Here is a 25,849-nt window from a genome sequence, read left to right as displayed (position 1 = left end):
GTCAGGAATGGTAGTATCACATTCTCTCCCCCAGACAGGCTGTATTTTGTTTCACACCATACCCACGATCCGAGGAGGAAATTACACAATGAGTTTTACAATTGATGATTCATACGTTCTGTCTTTTCTGAAAAAATTGCTGGACACACCAAGTCCAAGTGGTTACACACATCATATTATCGAGATGATCGGGAAGGAAGCAGCAGCACTTGGCATCGCCTGTGAGCTGAATAACAAGGGCGGTGCGGTGCTTACATTGCCCGGACAGGACTCTTCCAAGACAATTGCTTTAAGCGCTCACGTGGATACGCTAGGGGCCATGGTACGCTCGGTTACATCCTATGGCACATTGAAGCTTACCTCTGTCGGTGGCTTTTCCATGCAAAGTATTGAAAACGAATATTGCAGCATCCATACTCGGGATGGAAAGACATACACAGGCACCATTCTCTCCCTTCATCCATCTGTCCACGTTTATCCGGATGCACGTACCTTTGAACGGTCCGAGAGCCATATGGAAGTTCGAATCGATGAGGTCGTCTCCTCCAAGGAAGATGTGTTGAAACTCGGGATCTCTGTCGGCGACTTTATCTCCTTTGATGCTCGCGCAGTCATCACGCCGAGTGGTTATATCAAATCACGTCATCTGGACGACAAAGCCAGCGTGGCTGCCCTCTTTGGCATCCTTGAGTCTGCACATCGTGAAGGCTGGAAACCATTACATAACGTCTCTCTGCTTATCTCGAACTATGAAGAAGTTGGACATGGCGCATCATATATCCCTGCGGAAATCAGTGAAATGATCGCTGTAGACATGGGAGCTATGGGTGATGACCTGAGCTGTAAAGAAACCGACGTTTCCATATGTGCCAAAGATTCTTCTGGCCCGTATGATTACGATATGACCAGCCGTCTCATTGAACTGGCCAAACAAGATGGAATGGATTACGTCGTCGACATTTATCCCCACTATGGCTCAGATGGCAGTGCAGCATTGCGCGGAGGAAACAATATCCGTGCAGCACTGATCGGTCCTGGAGTTCACGCATCTCATTCCATGGAGCGTACACATAAGGATGCTGTCCTGAATACCGCACGATTGCTCGCAGCCTACATTACAACCAAGTAAAACAGAATCATTTTTCTACGAAATCATCATGGTGACATCCACATGTTCGTCTAAGCAGAAGGCCCCTTCCAAGCACAGCTATTCGGTGTGCTTGGAAGGGGCCTTTGTTGTCATATCTTTTAATCTGCCTGTTCCACATATGCATGATATTTACGATCCAATATCTCTAACTCTGCCTTATGGTCACGCATTTCATTTCTTAACACATGCATGGTTTTCTGAACCGCGCTCAGTCCATCCTTCACCTGACGTTCGGCTTTGCGAATTTTGTCCTGAACCATCCAATCTACGAAGAGGTTATCGAAGAAATAGTCTGCGAATGAAAGCAGACCTCCCAGATGCAGATCCGCGTGTACAGCCATCTCTACATCCTCCAATTCCTTCTGGAAACGTCGTAGACGCTTACCTGCATCCATGATGGCGACCTGAGCGTCATCCATTCGTCCTCGCTTGATATGTGTGGAGATGACCCCACCGCCCATCATGTCATATACACCCCAATTACCTGCCGAAGCCAAGGCCTTCTCCGCACGTTCAAGAGCATCAACCAGATACTCCCCCTCCCGGAAAGCTTCATCCAGTTCCTGTAGCTCGCTCGCCAGATGTTCTCGATTCTCAGCCATCTGTTGCAATTCCGTATCCTGGTCCAGCAGTCGACCTTCCTTCTTCCCCCACAGCGCGTTGTAATCGCCTTGCCAGTACTGATACTGCCGTTGACCCTCCAACTCCTGCTCCACATGAATTCGTTGCTCCTGTACGTCTTGTAACATGCGACAAGCGGTGTCGTATGCAGCCTTGCTCTCCATGAGTTCCAGCTCTTCCTTCTCCAGACGTTCTGTCTTCTTGCCAATCAGTTGATAGAAAAATGCTGACAATGTCATACTGTTCAGTCGATCAACGTCCTTCTGCTCCTTCTGAAGATGCTCCAGACGACGTTTTACCTTTGCTTCCCATTCAGTTTCCTCCGTTTGAAGCTTCTCCAGACGTTTGGTCCATTTCTCGTAAATTCTCCCCTTTTCCTTGAGCACTGCCAACTGTTGATTAATTTCCTTATACATAAGTGTGGTGTTCTCTCCCTTCTATGGAATTCTTTACTTATAAAACGTAATGAACATACAGAACGTTTCACTTTAATACGCAAATTCACAGACAAAAAAATCGCCCTTTTCTCCAATGCGACCTAAAGTCACTATAGAAGAAAGGGCGATGTTTAGTTATAAATCAAGACTTGCTCTGTTCAATCTGTTCTGCAAGTTCATTCAGAACGGTCCAGCGTTCCATCAATTCATCCAGATGACGTTCAGCCTCAACCTGCTCCGCCATCAACTCCTGCAGACGGGCAGAATCACTAAATGACTCTTCCATCTCTTTGTTAATCCGGACAAGATTGGCTTCAGCCTTCTCAATATTTTCATCAATCTGGTCGTATTCACGTTGCTCCTTGAAGCTGAATTTCAACTTCGGTTTGGCCGCTGACACAGCAGGCGTCGGTTTCTCCGATGACTGCTTCACCTTCGCCGCTCCTGTGTCACTCTCTTGATTAGCTCCGGGTGCATTTTTCATCATCCATTCCGCATATTCACTGTAGTCGCCGACGTGTACACGTACAGCACCGTTGCCCTCAAAAGACAGCACTTTATCCACAGTACGATCAAGGAAATAGCGATCATGGGATACCACAAAAACAACACCCGGAAAATCATCCAGATAGTCTTCAAGTACAGCGAGTGTCTGGATGTCCAGATCATTCGTCGGCTCATCCAGCAGCAATACATTCGGAGCAGCCATCAGCACACGCAGCAGATACAGACGACGCTTCTCTCCACCAGAAAGACGGGAGATTGGCGTCCACTGGGATGCCGGAGTAAACAGGAACCGCTCCAGCATCTGGGATGCTGTAATCAGAGAGCCATCCGCTGTTTTCACATTCTCGGCCACTTCCTTGATGTACTCAATCACACGAAGAGATTCGTCCATCTCCTGATGTTCCTGTGTGAAATAACCCAGATTGACCGTAGGACCAACGTCAACCACACCTGCATCAGGTTCCAGCTTGCCAGATATCATCTGAAGCAACGTGGACTTACCACTACCGTTCGGTCCGACAATCCCTACCCGATCTCCAGGTACGGCAATATAACTCAGATCTTCGATCAGCGTGCGGCCACCCACGGATTTGGAAAGATGCTCGATCTCCAGAATCTTTTTACCCAAACGAGTGGAGCCAACCGATACTTCCAATGAACCCGAGCGCTGGACTCCTTGTTGGTCTTTGAGTTGTTCGAAGCGATCAATTCTCGCTTTTTGTTTCGTCGTCCGTGCCTTGGCACCACGACGAATCCATGCAAGCTCCGTCCGAAGCAAGTTCTTACGCTTCTGTTCGGAAGAAGCTTCTCGTTCTTCGCGCTCCGCCTTCAGTTCCAGAAAACGTGTATAGTTCGCTTCGTATCGGAACAAACGTCCATGATCCAATTCCAGCATGACATTCGCCACACGATCCAGGAAATACCGATCATGCGTAATCATAAGCAGTGCGCCGCGGCGCTTCTGCAAGTACTGCTCCAACCAAACGACCGAATCATTATCAATATGGTTCGTCGGCTCATCCAGAATGAGCAGTTCACAAGGGTGAATCAGCGCAGCAGCGAGTGCTACCCTTTTGCGTTGTCCACCAGACAATGTGCCCATCAGTGCATCGAATTGACGAATACCCAGTTTGGACAAAATGCTCTTCGCTTCACTCTCCATCTGCCAGAGCTGAAGCTGCTCCATTTGCTGATTCAAACGTAATAACCGCTCTTGCAACGCTGGATCGGACGAATTCAGTTCCAATAATTCCATCGTTTCCGTATATTCACGCACGGTTTTCATTTCCATGCTGTCACCTTCGAATACTTGTTGCAGTACCGTTTTATCCGGATTGAAGTCCGGATTTTGCGCCAGGAACTGAATACGTACGTCATTACCGATCGAGATCTGTCCCGCGTCTGCAGGTTCCATACCAGATATCACACGCAAAAACGTGGATTTCCCGGTGCCATTTACCCCAACGACACCAATCTTATCCTGATCAGCCATACCAAATGAAGCATCCTTGAACAATATTTTTTCGCCATAACTTTTTGCAATTTGCTCTACCGTCATTATGTTCATTGCTCGTACCCACTTCTCTGTAAATTAAAATTCAATTATCACGTACATCCGTGCACTCACTTTACACTTGTAAAAAAGAACGGCATCCATCCAGAAACAACGCTGCTGCAAAAGCAATTCGTTTGTTCAGATGTTCCTCATTGAACTCCGGATTCAACATGATATCCATCTTCAGCCGGTCCAGAATTCCGATATAGGCTTCAGCGAGCAATACAGGCTCAGGTACACTTGCACTCTCCAGTACCTCACACACCATACTCATGTATTGATTCATGAATGCCTTCATGAATTTCATCAGATCCGGATCATTATTGGGTGCCATAAAGAAGAGTTTAGTATGATTGCGACGCTCATAATAATACGTAAGGTGGGTCTTGGCTATTGCTCCAAGTTTATCACCTGTGTTCTCATGCGAGTTCAAAGCATATTCAAGACGGCTGATAAAGCTGTTACAGTCCCGCTTGGATACTGCGATAAATAATTGTTCCTTGCTTTTGAAATATAAATAAATGGTGCCTTTTGCGATGCCGGCTTCGTCTGCAATATCAGACATTTTGGTCTCATAAAAACCTTTCGAGCCAAAAATTCCATAGGCCGCATCCAAAATAGCCTCCGATTTGTCTCCCTGTACAGTGCTCAAATGTACTCCCCCCTACAACGCCAAAATGTTACCTAAACCAATCGCTACACATCCGCCGATCACCGAGCTAAGCACGTTCACCAGGTCATTACTCATCCATGCCCAGCCACGAGCCCGAACCGTTGGATGCCCGCAATGTTCATGTACCTCAACTTCACGGCCACACACAGTACAACGATACATCATCTGCACCGTTGCGCCCAGATAGGAATCGGCAAAAGCCCCTGCCAACCCGCCTGCAAGGCCGACAAAAGTCCAGCTAAACAGACCAAGCCCCTCTATCCCGGCGATCCAGGAAAACAAGAATGCTCCCGCACCAATTAGAGCCCCGCCTGCGGCTGCAGCCACGGTGCCAAGAAGTGAGACACCTCCTGAAGCACCTGGCGTAAGTACCTTCCACGTGAGAACAGAGCGCGGCGGCTTGCGACTGAGACTCCCAATCTCGGTTGCCCATGTATCTGATGTAACGGTAGCCATTACACCAATGAAAGCATACACCCATGCCGGATGTGGAAATATCCAGTATCCCAGACATAGGAACATGCCCATTCCACCATTAGCCATCACTTGTCCGGCATCCCGATTTCCTGACTTGGCATAGGATTTCTCCAGCTCCTGCTTCCGATCTTTACGAAACCTGGAGAGCAACGTTGAAGTAATGAAAAACAACAATAACGTGCCAAACCAGAACAGGTTACCCGCTCCGTAATATATCGTTCCCATCATGATGGCTGCCAGACAGCCAGACAGGGTTAGCGACTTTTTCGCATAGGCAGCACCTGCCACCATAGAAGCGCATACGGCGCCAATAATCCAATCCATAATGTCTCCTGCATGCAGCGTATGTACAGCCCGCATGACGTTTATTGTATTTTTGAAATTCAATTATACCACGGTTTGATCCCAATGCCGAAACTCCTAACGCCAGCACACAAAAAACCTGTTTTGGCCTCATGTAGAAGTGCCAAAACAGGTTTTCGATCAAACGTTAAAATATGATTCTTCAAAATGCTCGGAAATACTAAATTTCTTTTTTACAGACGAACTTCCCTGCCATTCATATCGCTGATAGGTTGAAATTACTTATCCTGTTTTAAGTTTCACTTCAGGTTTCCCGTTTACACTATTCTCAGATCGAAACATCTACAACTACATCAACGACAAGCTACGATTCAGTTCGTACTCAACTACAGAAATGAGGATTATCCATATGAATATGAAAAGAGTCATTATTATAGGCACAATGATTGTCACCATGTCCTTTGCCGGAACAGCATGGGGCCAATCCGCCATCTCTCCCATACCTACTGCTAAATGGTCCATCGTTGACTTGGACACTCGTGAGGGAAGCAGCGACGAGCTGCTCAGCGCTCTGAATCAGGCTTCAGAAGTGGATCTGTACCAGGAACTGTACAACGGCAAATCACTGAGGACGATTACGGAAGAAAACAACGGGAATTTGGATGAGGTCATTGCTATACAAGTAAGGCAGCTCAGGGAGCAGTTGGATGAACGGCTCGCAAGTGGAAGTATCAGTTCGGAGCAACATGCTGCACAACAAGCTGAACTGGAAGAGTTGGTCACACAGAGTGCAAATACAGCATACAGCTTGGCGTAAATTAGTAGCGTATCCGTACAATGAAGGTATAAACCTATATCCACGATAACACAGCAAAAAGGAGCGTATTCACGCCCCTTTCTTGTACCCTATTCATCTCAAGCAGGTATGATGTGTAATCCTTACTGTGCTGCCCCAATCGTGCAGGCACCCAAGGATTCGCCGTCCCATGCCAGTTCGAGCACATCTCCTGCTTGTGTTGGTCCAACACCTTCCGGTGTTCCTGTAAAAATGACATCGCCCGGCCCCAGGCCGTAATGGTGACCTACATAATCCACAATATCCTGTAAACTGAAGATCATGTTACAAATGTTACCACGCTGGACTTCCTCACCATTTTTGGTCAATGTAAAGTCTTTCTCCAGTAATGCTGCCGCACCCGGAAATGCCTTAAATGTAGTAACCGGAGCGGAATTTCTGAACCCTTTGGCCGCTGTCCACGGGTGGCCTTTTTTCTTAATCACGGTCTGTACGTCACGTAACGTAAAATCAATACCAAACGCATACGCATCCACCAGTTCATCTACCGCCATACCTGGCTCATAACTCCGGCCGATTTGCACGACCAACTCAGCTTCATAGTGAACTTCACCCTTGGTAGCAGGCAATTCAAGCGTTTCACCATTCAGGGGCACGACTGCATGGGAAGGTTTCATAAAGATCATTGGCTCATCCGGAACCGCGTTACCCAATTCTTCCGCATGAAGTTTATAGTTGCGTCCTACACAGTATACATTGCGAATGTTAGTCAACATGGGTATATTACCACCTTTATCGGATTCATTAGTGCATATAGGAAAGTTAGGGTCTGAAAAATCGGCTGCTCGTCTCCTGAAATGCTAACTCCCATACGTCAGGACGGTTCGTACATAACATGAGTTCTGGATCAACTGCCGCCAGTTTCTTCATAATGGTCTTGTCATCCACTGTCCAAGCCATCACCCGAATGCCTGCACTCCGCATCTCGTTCATTAAGGATTTGTCTACATTGGTGTATCCAATCGATAGGAATGTACAATTCATCTGCCGCAACGCGGTTAACAGATCACCTGGTCGTGCATCGATAATTAGCCCCGTCTGGATCTCCGGTGCAAGTTTCTTCACTTCGATCAGAGCGGCTGGTTCAAATGAGGTGATCACAACATCATTTTGCATATGTCTTTTTCTCACTTCATGTATAACAGCCGCAGGCAGGCCCGGGTACATGTCTCCCTGCGTTTTCAGTTCAATGTTCAAACGCACTCTGCCGCACGAGCGATCTAACAATTCACTTAGCTCCGGAATCCGTTCGCCTTTGTAAGACTTGTTTTTCCATGCTCCAGCATCCAGACGTTGCAGATCAGCCCAATCGGTTTCCCGAACCAGGCCCTTGCCATTTGTCGTGCGATCCACTGTAAAATCATGAATAACCACGGGCACACCATCACGCGACAACTGCACATCCAGCTCCATCCACTGAACTTCAGGCCGCTCCATGGCCATCAGGAATGCAGCCATCGTATTCTCTGGTGCAATAGAAGAAAATCCACGGTGCGCTACACAAAGGTTGTTCATTCGATTCCCTCCTCAAAAGGTTTTTAATTAGGTGAAGCGACCCCATTACCATCATATCGAATACCCGGGGAGAGCTTTGCCATCTGTTCCAACAGCAGTTTGTTCGCCTCATCAATCATTGGAATGGCCTGACCTAACCCGGCCTCATAAGGGATAACTTTCATGCTGCAAGCTGCATCTTGACTACAGCGAGCCTGAAATACCGCCGTTTTCCACGTCTCTTCGGTTGTTGATCTGGAGAAAATGAAATTTCCCGTACTGTATGCAATCCACTTCCCCTTATAGTACTCCAACCCTTGCAACACATGAGGATGACCACCTATGACCAGATCAGCGCCAGCATCTACAAACTCATGAGCCAATCGGGTCTGGTCACTATTTGGAGTACTTACACGTTCTTCTCCCCAATGTGCAACCACGATCACCAGATCAGCCTTCTTACGGGCCTCCTGGATCGCTTTGACTGCTCCTGTGGAATCATAGGCTTCAGCCACGCCAGCCCGATTGCCTTCAGCCTTCCAACTCGTTTCCGGTACAACTCGGGAGAACCCAAGCAATGCAATCTTCATGCCTTTGCGTTCCAGATATGCTGGTGCATAGGCCTCATCCCTGCTCATACCTGCCCCGGTGTGAGCTATGCCATATTCCTTAAGATAAGTTAACGTATCCACCAATCCCTCTACGCCCTGATCCAGAATATGATTATTGGCCAAATTGACAGCATCAAAACCGGCTGAAGCCATTGCCGCCAATGCTTTGGGCGATGATTTGTAGACATAGGTTTTATCAGCTGCACTGGTACCACCATGAGTTATTGGTGTCTCCAGGTTACCGATGGTAAGATCATCATCCTTGAATAATCTGCCGAGTTTGGCAAAGGGATAATCATAACCGTTCTTATCCAGCAGTTCAGCAACTTTGCCCGAAAATTGAATATCACCAACAAAGTTAATCGTGACATCTTTCGCTGAATTGGAAGGTTTCGACGTCCCTGATTGCTGATCCACACCTGCATTTCCCTTTGTGCCAGACGGTGTCGAATCTGCCGTAGGTTTTTTCGTTCCGGATTCTGCTTTCTCACTATTGGTATTGCTTGAAGTGTCAGGTGTCGCTACTCCAGATGTCTTATCTGCATCCGCTGTTGTCTCTTCATCCGTAGCTTCGGGTTCTTCTTCCGAAGTCTCATCAGATTCCGAGTCTGGAGAAGTTACTTGATCGCCGCCTTTGGCATCGTCTCCAATGGAAGGCTGATCCTGATCGACGATTTCTTGTTTCACTGGCTGGTCTGCCTGTTGCTGACGTGTATTAATAACATAAAAAATGCCTATCAGACCAATTGCCATGATCAATACAAGATTAACTGTCCAGATGATTCTATCGCGGGTGCGCTTTCTTTTTTTTCTCTCTACACTTCGATCTGATCTTGGGGGATACATAAGCAACTCCTCTTCTTCACAGCCATACATACCATTATATCAGGCATATTCTGGATTTCCATCATTCCTTGGAACTGTATCGATTGAAAGGGTATGAACTCAGTTAGCTTCCAGATCTTCATATAAAAAAAGCCATCTCTCCAGTAGATAATTCTACGTTTGAGACAGCTTTCTTGCTGTACTTAATCTGCTACAAGCTCTTGTGTAGCCTGAACAGACATTTCCTTCGCTTGTCTGATGCAATCAGGCAAGCCTACACCCTCATAACCTGCACCTGCAATGTACACACCCGGTAATTTGCTGCCAAGCTCCTCACGGAGAGCGGAAATATGTTGGAGGTGTCCCACCGGATACTGTGGCATGGATTTACGTAGCCTTGTAATCTCGGAGAAGATCGGTACTGCTTCAATACCCATCGTCTCTCTCAGATCCTTGAGAACGAGATTCGTCAGCGCTTCATCCGGAAGCTCTACGTTCTGTTCGTCACCGGAGCGACCAACATAACAGCGAAGCAGCACCTTATCATCCGGGCTCGTATGCAGCCATTTCGTCGATGTCCACGTGCAAGCCGTAATATTACGGCCCTCTTTCCGCGGAACGAGGAAACCCGATCCGTCGAATACATGCTCCACCTCTTTTTTCTCAAAAGCGAGCACTACATTGGCTACAGACACATAGTTAATCGCATCCAGTGCCGCTGTATCGACGTGAGGCTTCAGCAGCTCCGACGCAACATATGTTGGCACAGTAACCACTACATCATCCGCTTCTAGCTGTTCACCATTCTCCAGTTCAACACGGTATCTGGTCTCCGCTTCGTCAAGACGTTGCAACGACTTCACTGCGGTGTTCAGACGTTGATCCACATCCTGCAGTTCATGTACGAGGGCGTGAACAAGGCTCTGCAACCCCTGGCGAAAGTTCAAAAAAGCGCTCCGTTTTGTTCCGGTATGCGTCTCAGCCGGTTTGCGACCCGTCATCATGCCCCGGATCAAGCTTCCGTAATCGCGCTCTACTTCTCCGAACTGCGGGAAGGTAGCCTGGAGGCTCAATCGCCGCATATCACCTGCATAGATTCCCGCGAGCAGGGGTTCCGTCAAGTTCTCCAGCACTTCTGCTCCAAGACGGCGTTCAATCATATAACCGAGCGATTCATCCTCTGTTGTACGTCGCGGCGGGATGACAAAATCCATCAACGCCCGCAGTTTGCCTGCCGGAGAGACCAGACCACTTCTCAAGAATGGTCTTAGTTCTGTCGGAATACCGAGAACAAGTCCTGCTGGCATAGGATGAAGCTTGCCACGCTGCATGATATACGTTTTCTTCGACTCCGGATTCTGACTGACCAGTTCATGATCGATCTCCAATTCTTTAGCGAGGTCAATCATTGCTGTTTTGCGAGCCAGGAAAGAATCAGGCCCTTTTTCAATCACAAATCCATCCCGGTGCAGTGTCTCAATCATGCCTCCCATGGACGAGCTTTTCTCGACCAAAGTAATCACGGGTTCAACTCCTGCTTCCCGGTAATGCTTGCGGATATAAAATGCCGCGCTGAGGCCGGTAAGGCCACCGCCGACAACAACAACACGGCGTTTCTTATCACCCATTACTCATCCGACCCTTGCTGCCATTGGCTTATAATAACGTCGCTCAGCGTCTCCATGTACAGAGGATCGCTATTGAGAGAGTCAATACGCATCAGGCGCATGTCGATCTCTTTGGCAATCGATTTGGCCTCAATATCGAGATCATAGAGCACTTCAAGATGATCCGAGACAAACCCGATTGGTGCCACAAGTACATCCTCTACCTGTTCACGAGAAAGCTCCTGTAACGTATCCAGAATATCCGGTCCAAGCCAAGGCTCAGCTGTTCGCCCGGCACTCTGCCACGTAAATTGCCAATTGGTTATTCCTACACGTGAGGCAATCACTTCCGAAGTCTCCAGCAATTGTTGCGGGTATGGATCACCCATCTCCACAATACGTGCCGGCAAGCTGTGCGCACTAAACAACACCTTCACATCTCCGCGTTTTGCTCCAGCTTCTTCGAACGCATCCAACTTGGCACTGACACGTGTGGACAACGCCTGAATTAACTTTGGATGCAGATGATAACTCTCAATAAAGGACATATGAACGCCCAGCTCTTCTGCTTTTTCACGCGCACGTTTGATATAACTGCCTACACTCATCGTGGAAAAATGAGGAGCCAGTACAATACCAATCGCTGTCTGAATTCCATCCTTCGCCATCTGCTCCACGCCATCCTCAATAAACGGATAGGCATGCTTCAGTCCTTGATAACAACGGAATTCCACATCAGTGCCACGCTCATCGCGGTTTAATGTCTCTTGAAGGGCCTTGACCTGATTGTCTGTGTTCTCCCGAAGTGGGAAAACACCGCCAACAATGGCTTCATAACGATCCGTCAGTTCTTTCAATTGCTCCGGTTCAGGCGGACGTCCTCTGCGGATATGTGTGTAATACGCTTCAACACTCTCCATATTTTCCGGTGTGCCATACGACATCACCAGTACACCTACAGTATTAGTCATTGGTTACCGTCACCCCACTCTTCATTGCTTCGGCAGAATATTCATGAATATACGCCGTTAGTTCTCTGAGCTTTTCTAGCGATGCTTCAGGAAATAATCCGTGTCCGAGGTTGAATATATAACCCGGCTCCTTGATTCCTTCGTCAATAATCACTTTGGCTTGCTCTTTAATCAGTTCCATCGGGGCAGTCAGCAAATATGGGTCCAGGTTACCCTGTACTGCAAACTTGCCACCAAGACGTTGACGCCCTTCCGAAATGGATACTCTCCAGTCCAATCCAATCACATTGGCTTGCAGATTATGCAGCGTTGGCAACAACTCACCGGATGCAACACCAGGGAAATAAATCTTCGGTACATTCAAATCCGATAATTCGGTAAAGATACGGGTAATCGTAGGCAACACATATGTTCTGAAGTCTTTGGTAGAAAGTGCTCCAACCCAGCTGTCAAACAACTGGAATGCCTTACCGCCATTCGCAATATGCGCACGGATATATGTAATTACCATATCACCAAGCTTCTGCATCAGCTTGTGCCATACTTCAGGTTCGCTGTACATCATCGTTTTGGTGCGGATGTAACCTTTCGAAGGTTGTCCTTCGATCAGATAACTCGCAATCGTGAAAGGTGCGCCCGCAAACGTAATAAGAGGCACATCAAGCTCCTTATCCAGAATTCGAATGGTTTCCAGAATATGTGACAGATCTCCTTCTACGTCGATGGGACGCAAACGATCCACATCTGCAGCGGATCGAATAGGATTATCGATAACTGGACCAATATTTTTTACAATGTCAAAATCAATGCCCAGAGAGGCAACCGGATTCATAATATCGGAATACAAAATAGCCGCATCTACACCAAGTTTACGTACCGGCATGAGTGTAACTTCAGCCGCCAGCTCGGGTTGTTTGCAGATTTCTAACAAGGAGTACTTTTCTTTAATTTTGCGATATTCAGGATCGTAACGCCCAGCTTGACGCATGTACCATACCGGAACACGGTCTACCTGTTGTTTGAAACTTGCCCGAATCAGTCGATCATTATAGCTCATGTAAGAAGCCTCCAATAGTTTTTGGACTCATAATTACCATTATGCCCTTTTTAAACAGCCGTAACAACCACATGCAGATGCGTTCTACGTGACAATACTATGACATTCCTTACACCCATCCCTCATATGCCAATTATGTTATAATGAAAGAATGGTGTTTTTTTGAGAATTACAGAAATATCTTTGAAAGGAAGTGAAAGCACTTTGAAAACGTGGAAAGTAAACCTCATTGTGCTTTGGTTCGGACAATTTTTGGTCAATTCGGGCATGACCATGATTACCCCATTTTTGTCTCTTTATCTCGCAAGAGATCTGGGCGTTGTTGGCGAACATGAAATTGGCATTTGGGCGGGATTTATTTTTGCAGCCAATTTCCTCACCTCATTTTTGTTCCAACCGCTCTGGGGCAAGTTATCGGACAAGTATGGTCGGAAAGTTATGTTGCTGCGCTCGGGATTCGGAATGGCCATCGTGATCGCCCTTATGGGTCTGGCACAGAATCCCTGGCAGCTTCTTTTATTGCGTTTGCTTAACGGTACAATTTCCGGTTTCAATCCTGCAGCTGTTGCGCTGATATCGGGTACCACACCGAAGGACCGCATGGGTTTTGCCATGGGAATCAGTCAGTCCGGACAGGTTGCCGGTACCATCCTGGGTCCACTTATTGGTGGCTTGTTAGCGGATGCGGTAGGCTTCCGCCCCATTTTCTACATTACAGGTGGATTGATCTTTGTTGCTTCCATGCTCGCCATGTTCCTGGTGAGAGAGAAGTTTGACCGTCAAGAAGCAGCCAAACTGCCGGCACAATCCGTATTGTCCGGTCTGAAGGAATTGAACAAGTCACCTCAACTGCCCGCACTGTTTGCTGTGACCTTTCTGTTGCAGTTTGCGATGATAAGCCCCATGTCACTCTTGCCGCTGTATGTGCAAAAATTGCATGCTTCGGATGTAAACGTGGCCTTCTGGGCAGGGCTTGTCGGTGCAGTTACGGGACTATCCAATATGGCGATGTCACCGATTCTAGGGAAGCTAAGTGACCGGATTGGTCCTCACAAGGTGCTGACGTTCTCCCTCATAGGTACAGGACTCATGCTTATTCCTCAGGCATTTGTTCAGACCGTGTGGCAGCTCATTCTTGTTCGTTTCATGATGGGTGTGTTCATGGGTGGCCTGCTTCCAAGCGTTAATGCCCTGATCCGTTCCTATACATCCGATAGCATGATCAGCCGTGCATTCAGTTTTAATACGAGTACTCTGGCGCTGGGCAACATGCTTGGAGCGATCATTGGAGGCTTTATGGCAGGATTCATCGGGATCGAAGGTCTGTTTATCGTCTCTGGCGGACTGCTGCTAATTAATATGGTTTGGGTCCGATTCAAATTGTATAACAAACCTGCTTCTATTCGGGAATCCTGATTCCCTATCCATTTCTTAATTAATACATCTTACTTTTTTATTTGACAAAGCCGCTTCCAGCGCCTAATTGGCCTGAGAGCGGCTTTGTCATTCATATGCCATTTATTTAATTATTTATTTATTAGATTGAATTGTATCGGATAATGTTTCACACCATATACAAAAGCACTTTGTATCGGTTGCAGAGCCGTTCCCGGCACAAGTTGAATGTTTCCCATGTGCTGAAGCAATGTATGAAGAACTACCCTTGCCTCCAAACGAGCGAGTGGTGCACCCAAACAAAAATGAATGCCAAAACCAAAGCCCATATGCCGGTTCGGCTTGCGATCAGAGATGAAATCATCCGGGTTTTCAAATTGGGCACTGTCCCGATTGGCGGCTCCAACCCAGGAAATCACCTGCTCTCCAGCTTGAATCATCTGACCATTCAACTCAACAGTTTCCTTGGCGACCCGCCCAATCGCGACAATTGGCGGATAATATCTCAGCGTCTCTTCAATCGCAGAAATAATCTGTTCAGGATGTTCGCGCAACTCCTGTTGTAGCTCGGGTTGTTCAGACAGAATACGAACCGCATTGGTAATCAGGTTGGTTGTTGTTTCATTACCTGCAGCAAGTAAGAGAATACAGAAACCTACCACTTCATCTGAAGTCAATTTATGATCATCAATCTCCGCAGCAAGCAGTAATGAGATCAGATCATCCTTTGGCTGCAACCGACGTTCTTCCAAAATGCCAGTGAAATAGATATGCAACTCCTGCATATTTCTTTTTTTCTCCTCCAATAACTCCTGGAAGGCCTGCTCACTATCGTCACGCGCGCCTTTCACCAACACATCAGACCAGTCCTTGAACTTTTGACGATCCGCCGCGGGGACTCCGATCAATTCCGCAATGACAATGACGGGCAATGGTGTTGCAAGGTCATCAATAAGTTCCATATATCCTTCTGACAGGTGTGGAACAATTAACTCATCTGTGATTTCCTGAATACGCGGAGCCAACGCTTCAATGGCCTTGGGTGTAAACGCCTGGTTCACCAGATCACGCAGCTGTTTGTGTTTGGGAGGGTCTGTCGTCAACATGCTCGTATTGGCACGATCACGTGCAGAAGAGAACAGCTTCGGATTTTTCAGAACGTACTTCACATCTTCATACCCGAAAACATCCCAACATTCTCGATGTTCATCATATCGGACTGGAGTGTTGTCACGAAGTTCTGCATACACCTTGAAGGGAGATAACCTCTCTTCCAAAGTCTCCAGTTCCCGAATCGGAATGTAATTTGCATACTTTCTCGGTGCCTGTTTCATCGTTTCTCCTCCAATCAATATTATATATTTATTTACATATGTCGATCACCCCTATTATAAACATAATCTGTAACGAAACCAATCTTTAGACCGTAATTGAGCCCCATTACCTAATATGCGTTACTATCATCCTCTTATTCTGTTACCTACTTCTGATATGAGTCCCAATTCGACATTCTTTTATTAAAATGCTTCATTTTATCAGGACAAAAGACTCATTATGTAATTTTAACTAACATTATAAGGGCTTATTTTCCTTTCAAAATACTAAAACCGCTTCTTTTCTATCTCTAATCAAAATGAATAATATTTCATAATTCCTTATAAACAATCATTTTACTCTCATTATCTACGAATGTAACCGATTACTCTCCCCTTATTCATCCTTGTCATATTAATTAACATCAAATACAATCATTTTGAAATGGTATACATATTCTTCTTAACAAACTTAACATCACACTTACTTGAAGGAGAGTGCTATTCATGAGTAAAACATCCAATCTTCGTCCCTGGGCCGTATGGAGTAGCGCAACTTTAACAGCACTAACTATCTCATTGTCCCCCATTGGAACCTACGCTGCGCACGCAGCTACGGTAGAGGTGAAAGGTACAACAGGTGCTGTTCAGACAGCAACCACCACCCCAGCTCGCAATACTTCCATTCCCGCAATACCAGACTCTTCCAAGCAATCTGCACTACCTAATGTATTGGTAATCGGAACTGGCGGAACGATTGCCGGTCAATCCGAGGATGCCACCAGCTTCCAAAATTACAAGGCAGGTACACTTCCGATTGGAGAGATGGTAGACGCTTTACCGGATAAACAGAAGATTGCTGATGTTAGCACGCTCCAATTCGGAAACTCAGGTTCAGGTTCCTATAGCATGGCCGATCTCTATGACTTGTCGCAGACGGTAGACAAAGCTCTGGCAATGTACGACAGTGTTGTCGTTACCACGGGTACAGATACAATGGAGGAAATCGCTTATTTCCTCGATATGACGGTTCAGAGTGACAAACCTGTCGTAATCACAGGCTCCATGCGTCCATGGACCGTCATCGGCTCTGACGCTCAAGCCAATCTGTACAACGCCATCAAACTTGCAGGCAGTGGTCGTACCACTTCATTTGGCACAGTACTCATGTTGAATGACACAATCCAGCTTGCTCGTGGTGTAACCAAGACAAATGATTATCGGACAGATACGTTTGAAACACCGATGCTCGGCGCTGTAGGATATATTGATGAAGAAAACATTCGAATCTACCGCGCTCCTGCACGTGCCTTGAAACCTGAAGGCACAGCAAAGCCCGTATTTGATCTAAGTAAAATCACAAAGGCAGATCTGGCCAAAGTAGAAATTGCGATCTCGTATCAAGAAGCTGGCGGCGGAGCCATTGAAGGATTCGTGAGCAGCGGTGCCAAAGGAATCGTGACTTCCGGTACCGGAGCTGGTGGCATCTCCAGAGCTATGGGACAAGCTCGTATCAAGGCCATTGAAGAAGGTGTCATCTTTGTGACCACCACTCGGACGGGTTCAGGAAGTGTGTACGGCGGCGGCAAAGGTATCATTGCAGGCGACAACCTGAGTCCACAACAAGCTCGTGTATTATTGATGCTGGGTTTGTCCTTCAGTGATGATTTTGACACCATCAAAAAATGGTTTGAAACGTACGGAACACCTGAAGTATAAATAGAACTACTATAACGATATCTGTAAACACAAAGAAAGAGACGACACATTTCCTGTCATTCAAAATGTTGTCATCTCTTTCTTTGTGTGTTTTCAGAAAACTCCGTACAGAATCACGATCCCTCTCACAAACATAAAAGCGTGAGATCGTGTTTCATCGGAGTTTTATCTTTAGGAAATATCCACTTTTACTTCACCCAGGCAAGTACCAGCCCATCGTAATCCGGCAACATCGTCGTCACCAGACGCGGGTCACTTGCCATCTGTTCATTGAAGCGACGAACTGCAAGCACGGCCGGGCCCTGCTTGTCCGGATTCAGCGTACGACCACGCAGGAAACAATTATCCCCTACAATAACAGCACCTGGCCGGGCCAGCTTAATGGCATAATCGAGATATACCGGATAATTCTCCTTATCTGCGTCAATAAAGAAGAAATCAAATGTGCGACCTTCCTGCTCCAATTGCTCCAGGCTGTCTGCCGCCGGGCCAATACGGTACTCTACCTTTTCGCCAAAACCGCCTTCTTCCAGATGACCACGCGCCATTGCCGCATATTCCTCTTTCAGTTCCAGCGAAGTCAGGGTTCCACTCTCACGCAATCCGCGTGCAATGCAGATCCCACTGTAACCGCCCAGCACGCCGATTTCGAGCGCAGCTTCTGCTTTGGATGTCTTGGCTAGAAACGTGAGCAGTCGTCCATACGCCGCAGCAACAGAAACTTCCGGCATACCGTTCGAACGGATAGCCTCTTTCACTTTCAGCAAAAGCTCATCCTCTTGAAATAATTGATTTACATATTCATCAGGGGTCAGATTCACCACTAAAATCCTCCTTGGACACTTGGACTGCTTTCCATATGGATGCCAATGTTCTATAATAAATGTTTGTTATCAACACAGGCGGTTGACTGGTGTATCACTTCGAAAGAGGAGTGCATACGTTCACCGCATTTCTCATTGTAAGTTTTTTCACGGAAAGCGGCAAGGCCGCACCGTTACTATACAGCAGAGAGAAGGATTTCCCTTCTCCAGCTTGAAATGGAGTTGAAATGAATCACATGGCTCAATTGCAATTGATTGCAACCTCGGCGATGGGACTCGAGGCTGTTGTTGCCCGGGAACTGAAGCAACTGGGGTATGAAGATGTTACGATCGACAATGGCCGGGTTTTCTTCACAGGAGATTATATTGATATTTGCCGTTGTAACCTGTGGCTGAGAAGTTCGGATCGCGTATTGGTGAAAATGGGTGAATTCCCTGCCACGACTTTCGACGAATTGTTTGAAGGCACCAAAGCGTTGCCTTGGGAAGAGTGGATTCCAGCCGATGGCGAATTCCCTGTAGAGGGTCGTTCTCAAAAATCCCAGTTAAGCAGTGTGCCTGCATCACAAGGGATCGTGAAAAAAGCAATCGTAGAGAAACTGAAGCTGACTTATGACACAGAGTGGTTCCCAGAGGATGGGTCTCGTTATGTGATTGAGGTCATTCTGCTAAACGATCGCGCCCTGCTTACTTTAGATACGACGGGACCAGGTCTGCATAAACGGGGTTATCGTAAACTCGTTACCGAAGCGCCACTCAAAGAAACACTTGCTGCAGCTCTTATTCAGCTCAGTCGCTGGAATGTATCCCGTCCATTCTATGACCCTTGCTGTGGATCAGGCACAATGCTGATCGAAGCCGCTATGATCGGCTGGAACATTGCACCAGGACTTCGTCGGACCTTCAACTCTGAGGACTGGGCTGTCATTCCTGAAGAATTATGGGAACAGGCGCGCGAAGAAGCATTTGATGCTGTACGTGACGATGTCCCGTTACAGATTTCAGGTAGCGATATTGATCCGGAAGCGATTGAAGTTGCTATGGCAGCGATCAAAAGTGCTGGGTTCGCCAAAGATATTGAAGTCAGCGTCCTGCCCGCTCATCGCGCAAGACCACAGGGTGAATATGGTGTTATCATTACCAATCCCCCATATGGTGAACGTTTGAGTGAAGAAAAAGAAGTTCAGAAGTTGCTCCGCTCATTAGGGCGCAGTTACCTCGACATGCCAACATGGTCCTTTTTTGCAATCACATCGACCAAAGCTTTCGAGGAATATTTCGGTCATAAGGCAGACAAACGTCGCAAGTTGTTCAACGGACGAATTGAAACCCAGTACTATCAGTATTTGGGCCCACTGCCCCCACGAAATAAAGCACCACAATCTTCATAATTATTTCGAATCTAAAGTGCTCCTGCCATCCATGGCCGGGGCGCTTTTTTTGTGCGCTTTTCTGGTCATATGAATTCACCGACTTCGGTCTTCGCTTCCGCAGAAATCAATTCTTCTGAGGCATAGTTGAAAACACATGAGGCCACGCTATAATGGATGGAGCCCTATTTTACATTCCGATTACAAAACAACAAAAGCAAGGAGGACATACATATGGTTGTCACTCGGCCTACGCGCAGCTCCACGCCACGCGGGCTTTTAAATCATCCATTAACGTTATATCTTATTTTTCTTGTGCTCATGCTGCTCAAACTCATGTGGCTCCATCACAATCTTCACGCTTATAACATTACGATGGGACTGCTGGATAAAGTCATTGCCATTGGATCTTTACTACTCTTGTCCTTCTGGGCCTGGTTGCTGCCACGTAGAGGCATGATCGTGTCTCTCGCGGTGCTTAACCTGCTGCTTACCGGACTAATCTATGCCGATATGGTGTATTATCGTTATTTCCAGGATTTCTTGACCATCCCGGTATTGTTGCAGGCGAGACAAGTTGACGCATTGGGTGACAGCATCGCTACATTGATCTACACAAGTGATCTCTGGTTCTTTGCCGACTGGCTTGTCGTCATTCCGTTCGCAGCTATCGTACTGTTCAGCAGACGTTACCGTTCGAAGCACCCCAGTACATCTGTTACGGGTTACGGGAGTTATTCACATAACGATCGCAAGGCACGATTGCGCCGCCGTCTCACGGCTGGCAGCATTGCCCTTGTGCTGGGACTTGGCCTCGCCGTCGGCCCGATTTATTTTTACAGTAAAACATGGGCCAAAGGCCTGTTCGATAACAACTGGTGGAATGTATCCATGTACAATGTGACTGGACTGCTCGCTTTTCACGGTTATGATCTGTACAACTATGCTAAAGACCACATCGGCTCCGGGCCGCAAGCTGAACCCGCTGATGTTGAGCAAGCAAAGGCATTCTTCGCTGAAAGGCAAGGAGCTGCCCCGCAGAATGATGCCTTGTTTGGCAAATATAAAGACAGCAATGTGATCATTGTCCAGGGTGAGGCTTTTATGAACTTCATGATTGGCCAGAGCATTGGCGGTCAGGAGATCACACCCCATTTTAATGAACTGATGAAGGAAAGCCAGTATTATAGTCACTTTTATCACCAGACCGGTCAGGGCAGAACGTCAGATGCCGATTTTGGCGCAAACATATCCCTACATCCACTTCCGGTTGGATCAGCCTTTGTACGATATGCAGACCATACGTATGATTCCCTTCCTTCCATCCTGAAGGATAACGGATATAACACCAATGTATTTCACGCTTATGAGAGTGGCTTCTGGAATCGGTATACGATGTATCAGAACATGAAGTACGACAAGTTTTATAGTAAAAATGATTTTGCACAGGATGACCCGCTTGGCTGGTCCCTGTCTGATGAATCCTTTTTCCGGCAATCCGTTGAGAAAATGAGTAGTGAGGTGACCGAACCGTTCTATTCCTTCCTAATCACTCTTACCAGTCACCATCCGTATACCTTGCCAAAAGAGAAGCAGCAACTGGATGTAGGCGAGTTCCAGGGAACCATGTTTGGTAACTATCTGCAGTCCGTTCATTACGTGGATTCGGCACTGGGTAAGATGGTTGAGGATCTGAAAAATCGGGGCTTATGGGAGAATACCATCTTTATGTTCTACGGGGATCACGACAACTCGATTAAGGAACAATCACAATACGAGCAATTTCTGGGACGTTCATTGAACGAACTCGATATGGCACAGATTATGAACGAGGTCCCCCTGCTCGTGCATTTACCGGACGGAGCAGCTGCTGGAACCATCGACGAACCTTCGGGACAACTGGACATCACGCCATCCGTATTGCATCTGCTCGGCGTGTCTGACCAGTCCTATTATCATATGGGTAACGACGTATATGATAGGTCTGAACGTACGGTTGTGCTGCGTAATGGCGCATTCTCGGATGGTTCTGTATTCTACATTCCAGCGGATGACTATATCTATGAGAATGGCGCTTGTTATGACCTGTCCACACGTGACAAAACAGATATTAACGCCTGCCGCGCCGGTCACGATGAAGCAGCCAAGCGATTACATGTCTCGGACACCGTGATAACCTATGATTTGATTCAGCGCTTTCGAGAGGAAGACAGTGCAGCAGCAACATCGCAATGAGCAATATCGTAATGACAAACTAAACAAATACACGAAATGAATTGAATTTGTATTTGAATTTAAAAAGGGGAACTTGCATTACATGACATTACACACTGAACCACTTAATATGGAACAGAAATTGTTCGATGCAGCCGCAGAATTTGTGAAGCAACGTTATCCTAAGGGATGGGGTGGCGCAGGTGCCGTCTATACTGAAGCCGGTTCCCTGCTGATTAGCGTAGCTCCAGAGGTCATCAACGATGCCACGCATCTGTGCATGGAAACAGGAGCTTATCTGGAAGCCCACAAATTGAACGAACGTGTCACCCACTCCCTCTGTATCGCTCGTGATGACGAGCATTCAGAATTTAAGGTCCTTACACCTTGCGGAGTATGCCAGGAACGATTATTTTACTGGGGCGAAGAAGTCAAAGCTGCCGTATACGACCCTTCTGGTCAACTGGTCTTCAAGAGACTGGATGAGATCCAACCGTACCATTGGTCCAAGGCATATCGGGATAAAAAGTAATCTCCTTGCGAATTATAGAAAGTGGCTTTATAATTGTAACTATATCAGTTTCAACTATATGGATGATGGAGGTTTAACATAATGAATATTGAGATATGGTCTGATTTTCTGTGCCCATTCTGTTATATCGGTAAACGCCGCCTGGAGAATGTACTGGAACAGTTCCCACACCGTGATGAAGTGAAGCTGCAATTCAAAAGCTTCGAGCTGGATCCAAACGCTGCATTGAACCCAGGCAAAACCAATTCGGAATATCTGGCTGCCAAATATAATATGAGCGTGGAACAGGCCAAAGGTATGAATGCCCAGATGAATGCCAATGCTCGTACGGCAGGACTGGAATACAATATCGATGCCATGATCCCTACAAACTCCTTCTCAGCTCACCGCTTGACACACTGGGCAGATACACAAGGCAAAGCGCTTGAACTGAGTGAACGGATATTCCAAGCTGTGTTTATTGAAGGTAAACACTCCGGCGACACTGAAGTGTTGGCTCAGTTAGCAGAAGAAGTCGGCTTGGATCGAGACGCAGCTACGGCAGTGCTGTCCAGTGATCAATTCACCGACAATGTCCGTGCTGACCAAGCAGAAGGAGAGCAACTCGGTATCCGCGGTGTACCGTTCTTCGTATTCGACCGCAAGTTCGCCGTATCGGGCGCTCAACCTGACGAGGTGTTCCTGGATGCCATTCAAAAAGCATGGGACGACCGTTCCCCTTTCACCATGGTTGAATCCAACACAACAGAAACAGACAGCAGTGGCATCTGCACAGATGACGGATGCGAAGTCCCGAAAAAAAATTAAGCCAATTCACAAAAAAAAGTAGCAGGATCAGGGATATTTCCCGATCCTGCTGCTTTTTTTATATGCTTCTTAATTACCCACCAAATCTAAAGATGGATTTATAATTTTCACGATAACGGAGTGGGCAGAAAAAAGCTGGAGAAGCGGAGCGCTCGCATTTATCACCGGATTTTCCCCTTGATACAGGGAATTTCAAAAAAATTCGGGGATAACGGCGATCGAAAGATTGTTCTGCACAAGTAGTGTCTTAGCGTGACCGATTATGCTTACATCTTAGACCACAAAGAACGATTACGTAACCGGAACAACCACAAGTAGTTCATCAAACACTTATATTCAATTAGCGTCTACCCACTTAATCCCAGAATAGTTGATCCGGATGTGGACCCGTCCGCTTATCCGAATCCAGTGCATCAATCTGTCTCAACTCATCCGGTGTCAATTCAAAGTCAAAGATGTCCGCATTCTCACGAATACGTTCTGGAGTTACCGACTTCGGAATCGTCACAATCTGATTCTGAATGTCCCAGCGCAGAATGATCTGTGCTGGCGTTTTCCCATATTTCTGGGCCAGCGCCTTGAGCGTGGACTCTTGGTTCAGCTTGCCTTTCATGATCGGGCTCCAAGCCTCCAGTTGAATTCCCTGCGCCCCGCAGAAATCCTGCAGTTCCTGCTGGATCAGACCTGGATGCAGCTCTACCTGATTTACCGCAGGCACCGTTCCGCCCTCATCTATGATATCTTGCAAATGGTGAACTTGAAAATTACTCACACCAATCGCACGGATGCTCCCTTCGCTATATAGACGTTCGAACGCTCTCCACGTCTCCTTATACTGGTCTCTGCCAGGCCAGTGAATTAAGTAAAGATCAATCACATTCAGTCCAAGTGCTTTCTGACTGGCTTCAAATGCTCTCAACGTTGAATCAAATCCCTGATCCTCATTCCAGAGCTTGGTCGTCACAAACAGTTCGTTACGGGCAACACCACTGCTTGCAATAGCTTGTCCCACTTCTTCTTCATTGCCATAGATGGACGCGGTATCAATACTCCGATATCCAACCTCCAAAGCGGTCTCAACCGCCTGTTGCACTTCCTTACCTTTTGCTTTATATGTTCCAAATCCTAGCCATGGCATCGTTACTCCGTTGTTCAGAATTGTACAATCTGTAATATGTTTTGTCATTCTGTACCTCCCGTATGGAATTTTGCCTGCTCTTGTTCTATTAACCTTCTCACAGAATTTTAAGCGACCATTCGACATACTGTCGGAGTAAACCCATGTATCGAGAGTCTTTGCAAAAGAGATGAAAAACCCGCAAAGCATTGCTGCCCTGCGGGTTCTGATGTGACAGGAACGTTATAAATTCCCTTGACCGTGCTGACTCTGGATTGAATTCAATCTTCTCTTCTCCTCGATGAACATTTCCTCTGCCAACTCAACACCTTGCCCTCCGAGTGAAAGCTCTGCTTGTCGCATCGCCTGCTCCGTGTGTGCCAGACGTCGTTCCGCCTGTACAATGGTCTGTGCCGTCGGATGAGACATGGCCTGAGATACAGCATAATGAAGCTTGTTCACCGCATTTTGCGCCTGAGATACGGTGGTATCGGCTTGCAAACTGGAATCATAACGCTTCGGCATGAGTATTCCTCCTTGGGATTATCATGTTCCTGTTACCCCTTTAGGATGGATAACACAAGCCTTCCTTATTCTTCTTTTGTGTTTTCATCGTAACTTTAATTGATTTCGCTACGTTTATTAGGTAATCATGCCAAATCAGGAGGAATTTATTTGAAGAAAATAGTACTGACACTCTGCATGTTGCCCTTGCTCATTTGGGTACAGGGCTGCGCTCCTGCAACATACGAGATAGAAGGATATACAGCTTCATCCATGAACCCAGACATTCCTGTTCCAACCAATGCAAAGCTTCTTGAGAACATAACTTATTCCGATGATCCCAACCTTAAAAAAGGGGCTAAGTACGAACTGAAACATATTGGGGGTGAGCAAGGACTATACCCGCCAATGGATTATTTTCAGAAGTTAGCGGATACAGGTTGGGTAGAATTGGAGGAAAAACGACTGGGAAATGTACATTTTCTGAAAAAGGATACTACCGTCATTGCCATTGAAATTCAAGAAAACACCTTCCAAATTACTGAAATGATAGAGGATGCCGCATTTTAAAACATCCTTTCACTGCTACCCAAACGCAAAAAGGAGAGGCACGTAGCCCCTCCGTTCTGATGTGTGGACAGCTTTCTCCACTCACCTTGTTATATCCTTTTATTTCACAAACTTTGCGACTTTGGCGAGTACTTCTTCTTCTGTCGGCGCACTGATGTACCGACCATTGATAAAGACAAATGCACGTTTCGCGCAAGGACCGCAATAGGATTTGCACCCAATCTTGATCTCCGTGTCTGGAGCCATTTTTTGCAACTTGGGTACAATCGATTTCAGTCGGACATGATTACACTTTTCGCATACACGGATATCGTTAGCCATGAGTTCCCCTTCTTCGCGC

24 protein-coding genes are annotated in these 25,849 nt (G+C 46.8%); 9 read left to right on the top strand and 15 right to left on the bottom strand.

Features of this window, described 5'->3' with window-relative positions; genetic code table 11:
- Positions 1–88: 88 nt before the first annotated feature.
- Positions 89–1,129, top strand: a complete 1,041-nt coding sequence (locus MKY66_RS10130) for a M42 family metallopeptidase (protein ID WP_076209030.1) — start codon at positions 89–91, stop codon at positions 1,127–1,129.
- Positions 1,130–1,248: 119 nt separating this feature from the next.
- Here MKY66_RS10130 and MKY66_RS10125 read toward each other — a convergent pair whose 3' ends face one another.
- The 4 genes from MKY66_RS10125 to MKY66_RS10110 form a co-directional block, all read right to left on the bottom strand.
- A complete protein-coding gene (locus MKY66_RS10125) occupies positions 1,249–2,187 on the bottom strand; it encodes a hypothetical protein (RefSeq protein ID WP_076209031.1) in 939 nt (312 codons plus the stop codon).
- A gap of 163 nt (positions 2,188–2,350) precedes the next feature.
- Positions 2,351–4,282, bottom strand: coding sequence for an ABC-F family ATP-binding cassette domain-containing protein (locus tag MKY66_RS10120; protein ID WP_076209032.1), 1,932 nt, complete (start codon positions 4,280–4,282; stop codon positions 2,351–2,353).
- 61 nt (positions 4,283–4,343) lie between these two features.
- A complete protein-coding gene (locus tag MKY66_RS10115; protein ID WP_017689402.1) occupies positions 4,344–4,922 on the bottom strand; it encodes a TetR/AcrR family transcriptional regulator in 579 nt (192 codons plus the stop codon).
- Positions 4,923–4,934: 12 nt separating this feature from the next.
- Positions 4,935–5,744 (bottom strand): DUF92 domain-containing protein, encoded by an 810-nt coding sequence (locus MKY66_RS10110; protein ID WP_076209033.1) that lies wholly within the window; start codon positions 5,742–5,744, stop codon positions 4,935–4,937.
- A 388-nt stretch (positions 5,745–6,132) separates the two neighbouring features.
- On the opposite strand from MKY66_RS10110, the gene MKY66_RS10105 reads away from it, so the two are divergent.
- Positions 6,133–6,540 (top strand): hypothetical protein, encoded by a 408-nt coding sequence (locus MKY66_RS10105; protein ID WP_076209034.1) that lies wholly within the window; start codon positions 6,133–6,135, stop codon positions 6,538–6,540.
- A 122-nt stretch (positions 6,541–6,662) separates the two neighbouring features.
- Here the strand turns inward: MKY66_RS10105 and MKY66_RS10100 are convergent, their stop codons facing one another.
- The 6 genes from MKY66_RS10100 to hemE form a co-directional block, all read right to left on the bottom strand.
- Positions 6,663–7,295 (bottom strand): fumarylacetoacetate hydrolase family protein, encoded by a 633-nt coding sequence (locus tag MKY66_RS10100; RefSeq protein ID WP_076209035.1) that lies wholly within the window; start codon positions 7,293–7,295, stop codon positions 6,663–6,665.
- 46 nt (positions 7,296–7,341) lie between these two features.
- The gene (locus tag MKY66_RS10095) at positions 7,342–8,094 is read right to left on the bottom strand and encodes a glycerophosphodiester phosphodiesterase family protein (RefSeq protein ID WP_076209036.1); all 753 of its coding nucleotides are present in this window, start codon (positions 8,092–8,094) and stop codon (positions 7,342–7,344) included.
- Between the two features lie 23 nt (positions 8,095–8,117).
- Positions 8,118–9,437 (bottom strand): CapA family protein, encoded by a 1,320-nt coding sequence (locus MKY66_RS10090; RefSeq protein WP_339807129.1) that lies wholly within the window; start codon positions 9,435–9,437, stop codon positions 8,118–8,120.
- A gap of 275 nt (positions 9,438–9,712) precedes the next feature.
- Positions 9,713–11,137: a protoporphyrinogen oxidase gene (hemY, locus tag MKY66_RS10085; RefSeq protein WP_076209038.1), complete on the bottom strand. Its 1,425-nt coding sequence runs from the start codon at positions 11,135–11,137 to the stop codon at positions 9,713–9,715.
- Positions 11,137–12,087 (bottom strand): ferrochelatase, encoded by a 951-nt coding sequence (gene hemH / locus MKY66_RS10080; protein ID WP_036609705.1) that lies wholly within the window; start codon positions 12,085–12,087, stop codon positions 11,137–11,139. The genes hemY and hemH overlap by 1 nt, the downstream gene beginning before the upstream one ends.
- A complete protein-coding gene (hemE, locus tag MKY66_RS10075) occupies positions 12,080–13,144 on the bottom strand; it encodes a uroporphyrinogen decarboxylase (protein WP_076209039.1) in 1,065 nt (354 codons plus the stop codon). The genes hemH and hemE overlap by 8 nt, the downstream gene beginning before the upstream one ends.
- Positions 13,145–13,348: 204 nt before the next feature.
- Here hemE and MKY66_RS10070 point away from each other — a divergent pair, with 204 nt between their 5' ends.
- A complete protein-coding gene (locus MKY66_RS10070) occupies positions 13,349–14,560 on the top strand; it encodes an MFS transporter (RefSeq protein ID WP_076209040.1) in 1,212 nt (403 codons plus the stop codon).
- Positions 14,561–14,670: 110 nt separating this feature from the next.
- On the opposite strand, the gene MKY66_RS10065 is transcribed toward MKY66_RS10070, so the two are convergent.
- Positions 14,671–15,873, bottom strand: coding sequence for a cytochrome P450 (locus MKY66_RS10065; RefSeq protein ID WP_076209041.1), 1,203 nt, complete (start codon positions 15,871–15,873; stop codon positions 14,671–14,673).
- A gap of 486 nt (positions 15,874–16,359) precedes the next feature.
- Here MKY66_RS10065 and MKY66_RS10060 point away from each other — a divergent pair, with 486 nt between their 5' ends.
- A complete protein-coding gene (locus MKY66_RS10060; RefSeq protein ID WP_076209042.1) occupies positions 16,360–17,571 on the top strand; it encodes an asparaginase in 1,212 nt (403 codons plus the stop codon).
- Between the two features lie 188 nt (positions 17,572–17,759).
- Here MKY66_RS10060 and MKY66_RS10055 read toward each other — a convergent pair whose 3' ends face one another.
- The gene (locus MKY66_RS10055) at positions 17,760–18,392 is read right to left on the bottom strand and encodes an O-methyltransferase (protein ID WP_076209502.1); all 633 of its coding nucleotides are present in this window, start codon (positions 18,390–18,392) and stop codon (positions 17,760–17,762) included.
- A 239-nt stretch (positions 18,393–18,631) separates the two neighbouring features.
- Here MKY66_RS10055 and MKY66_RS10050 point away from each other — a divergent pair, with 239 nt between their 5' ends.
- The 4 genes from MKY66_RS10050 (at position 18,632) to MKY66_RS10035 (ending at position 23,318) form a co-directional block, all read left to right on the top strand.
- Positions 18,632–19,786 (top strand): class I SAM-dependent RNA methyltransferase, encoded by a 1,155-nt coding sequence (locus MKY66_RS10050; protein WP_074094429.1) that lies wholly within the window; start codon positions 18,632–18,634, stop codon positions 19,784–19,786.
- A gap of 213 nt (positions 19,787–19,999) precedes the next feature.
- Positions 20,000–22,000, top strand: coding sequence for an LTA synthase family protein (locus tag MKY66_RS10045; RefSeq protein WP_076209043.1), 2,001 nt, complete (start codon positions 20,000–20,002; stop codon positions 21,998–22,000).
- A gap of 82 nt (positions 22,001–22,082) precedes the next feature.
- Positions 22,083–22,511 carry a cytidine deaminase gene (locus MKY66_RS10040; protein ID WP_076209044.1) on the top strand — a complete coding sequence of 143 codons (429 nt, stop codon included), beginning with the start codon at positions 22,083–22,085 and terminating at the stop codon, positions 22,509–22,511.
- Between the two features lie 81 nt (positions 22,512–22,592).
- Positions 22,593–23,318 carry a DsbA family oxidoreductase gene (locus MKY66_RS10035; RefSeq protein ID WP_076209045.1) on the top strand — a complete coding sequence of 242 codons (726 nt, stop codon included), beginning with the start codon at positions 22,593–22,595 and terminating at the stop codon, positions 23,316–23,318.
- Between the two features lie 355 nt (positions 23,319–23,673).
- On the opposite strand, the gene MKY66_RS10030 is transcribed toward MKY66_RS10035, so the two are convergent.
- A complete protein-coding gene (locus MKY66_RS10030) occupies positions 23,674–24,504 on the bottom strand; it encodes an aldo/keto reductase (protein ID WP_036670089.1) in 831 nt (276 codons plus the stop codon).
- Between the two features lie 174 nt (positions 24,505–24,678).
- Positions 24,679–24,960, bottom strand: coding sequence for a hypothetical protein (locus MKY66_RS10025; RefSeq protein ID WP_076209046.1), 282 nt, complete (start codon positions 24,958–24,960; stop codon positions 24,679–24,681).
- A 150-nt stretch (positions 24,961–25,110) separates the two neighbouring features.
- On the opposite strand from MKY66_RS10025, the gene MKY66_RS10020 reads away from it, so the two are divergent.
- Positions 25,111–25,509 carry a hypothetical protein gene (locus tag MKY66_RS10020; protein WP_076209047.1) on the top strand — a complete coding sequence of 133 codons (399 nt, stop codon included), beginning with the start codon at positions 25,111–25,113 and terminating at the stop codon, positions 25,507–25,509.
- 99 nt (positions 25,510–25,608) lie between these two features.
- On the opposite strand, the gene MKY66_RS10015 is transcribed toward MKY66_RS10020, so the two are convergent.
- Entirely contained in the window at positions 25,609–25,830 is a 222-nt protein-coding gene (locus MKY66_RS10015; RefSeq protein ID WP_017689421.1) for a DUF1450 domain-containing protein, read from the bottom strand.
- Between the last annotated feature and the right edge of the window lie 19 nt (positions 25,831–25,849).

Origin of the sequence: Paenibacillus sp. FSL R5-0766 (assembly GCF_037971845.1) — a bacterium.
Taxonomy (GTDB): domain Bacteria; phylum Bacillota; class Bacilli; order Paenibacillales; family Paenibacillaceae; genus Paenibacillus.
This window is presented reverse-complemented; position numbering and strand designations above follow the sequence as displayed.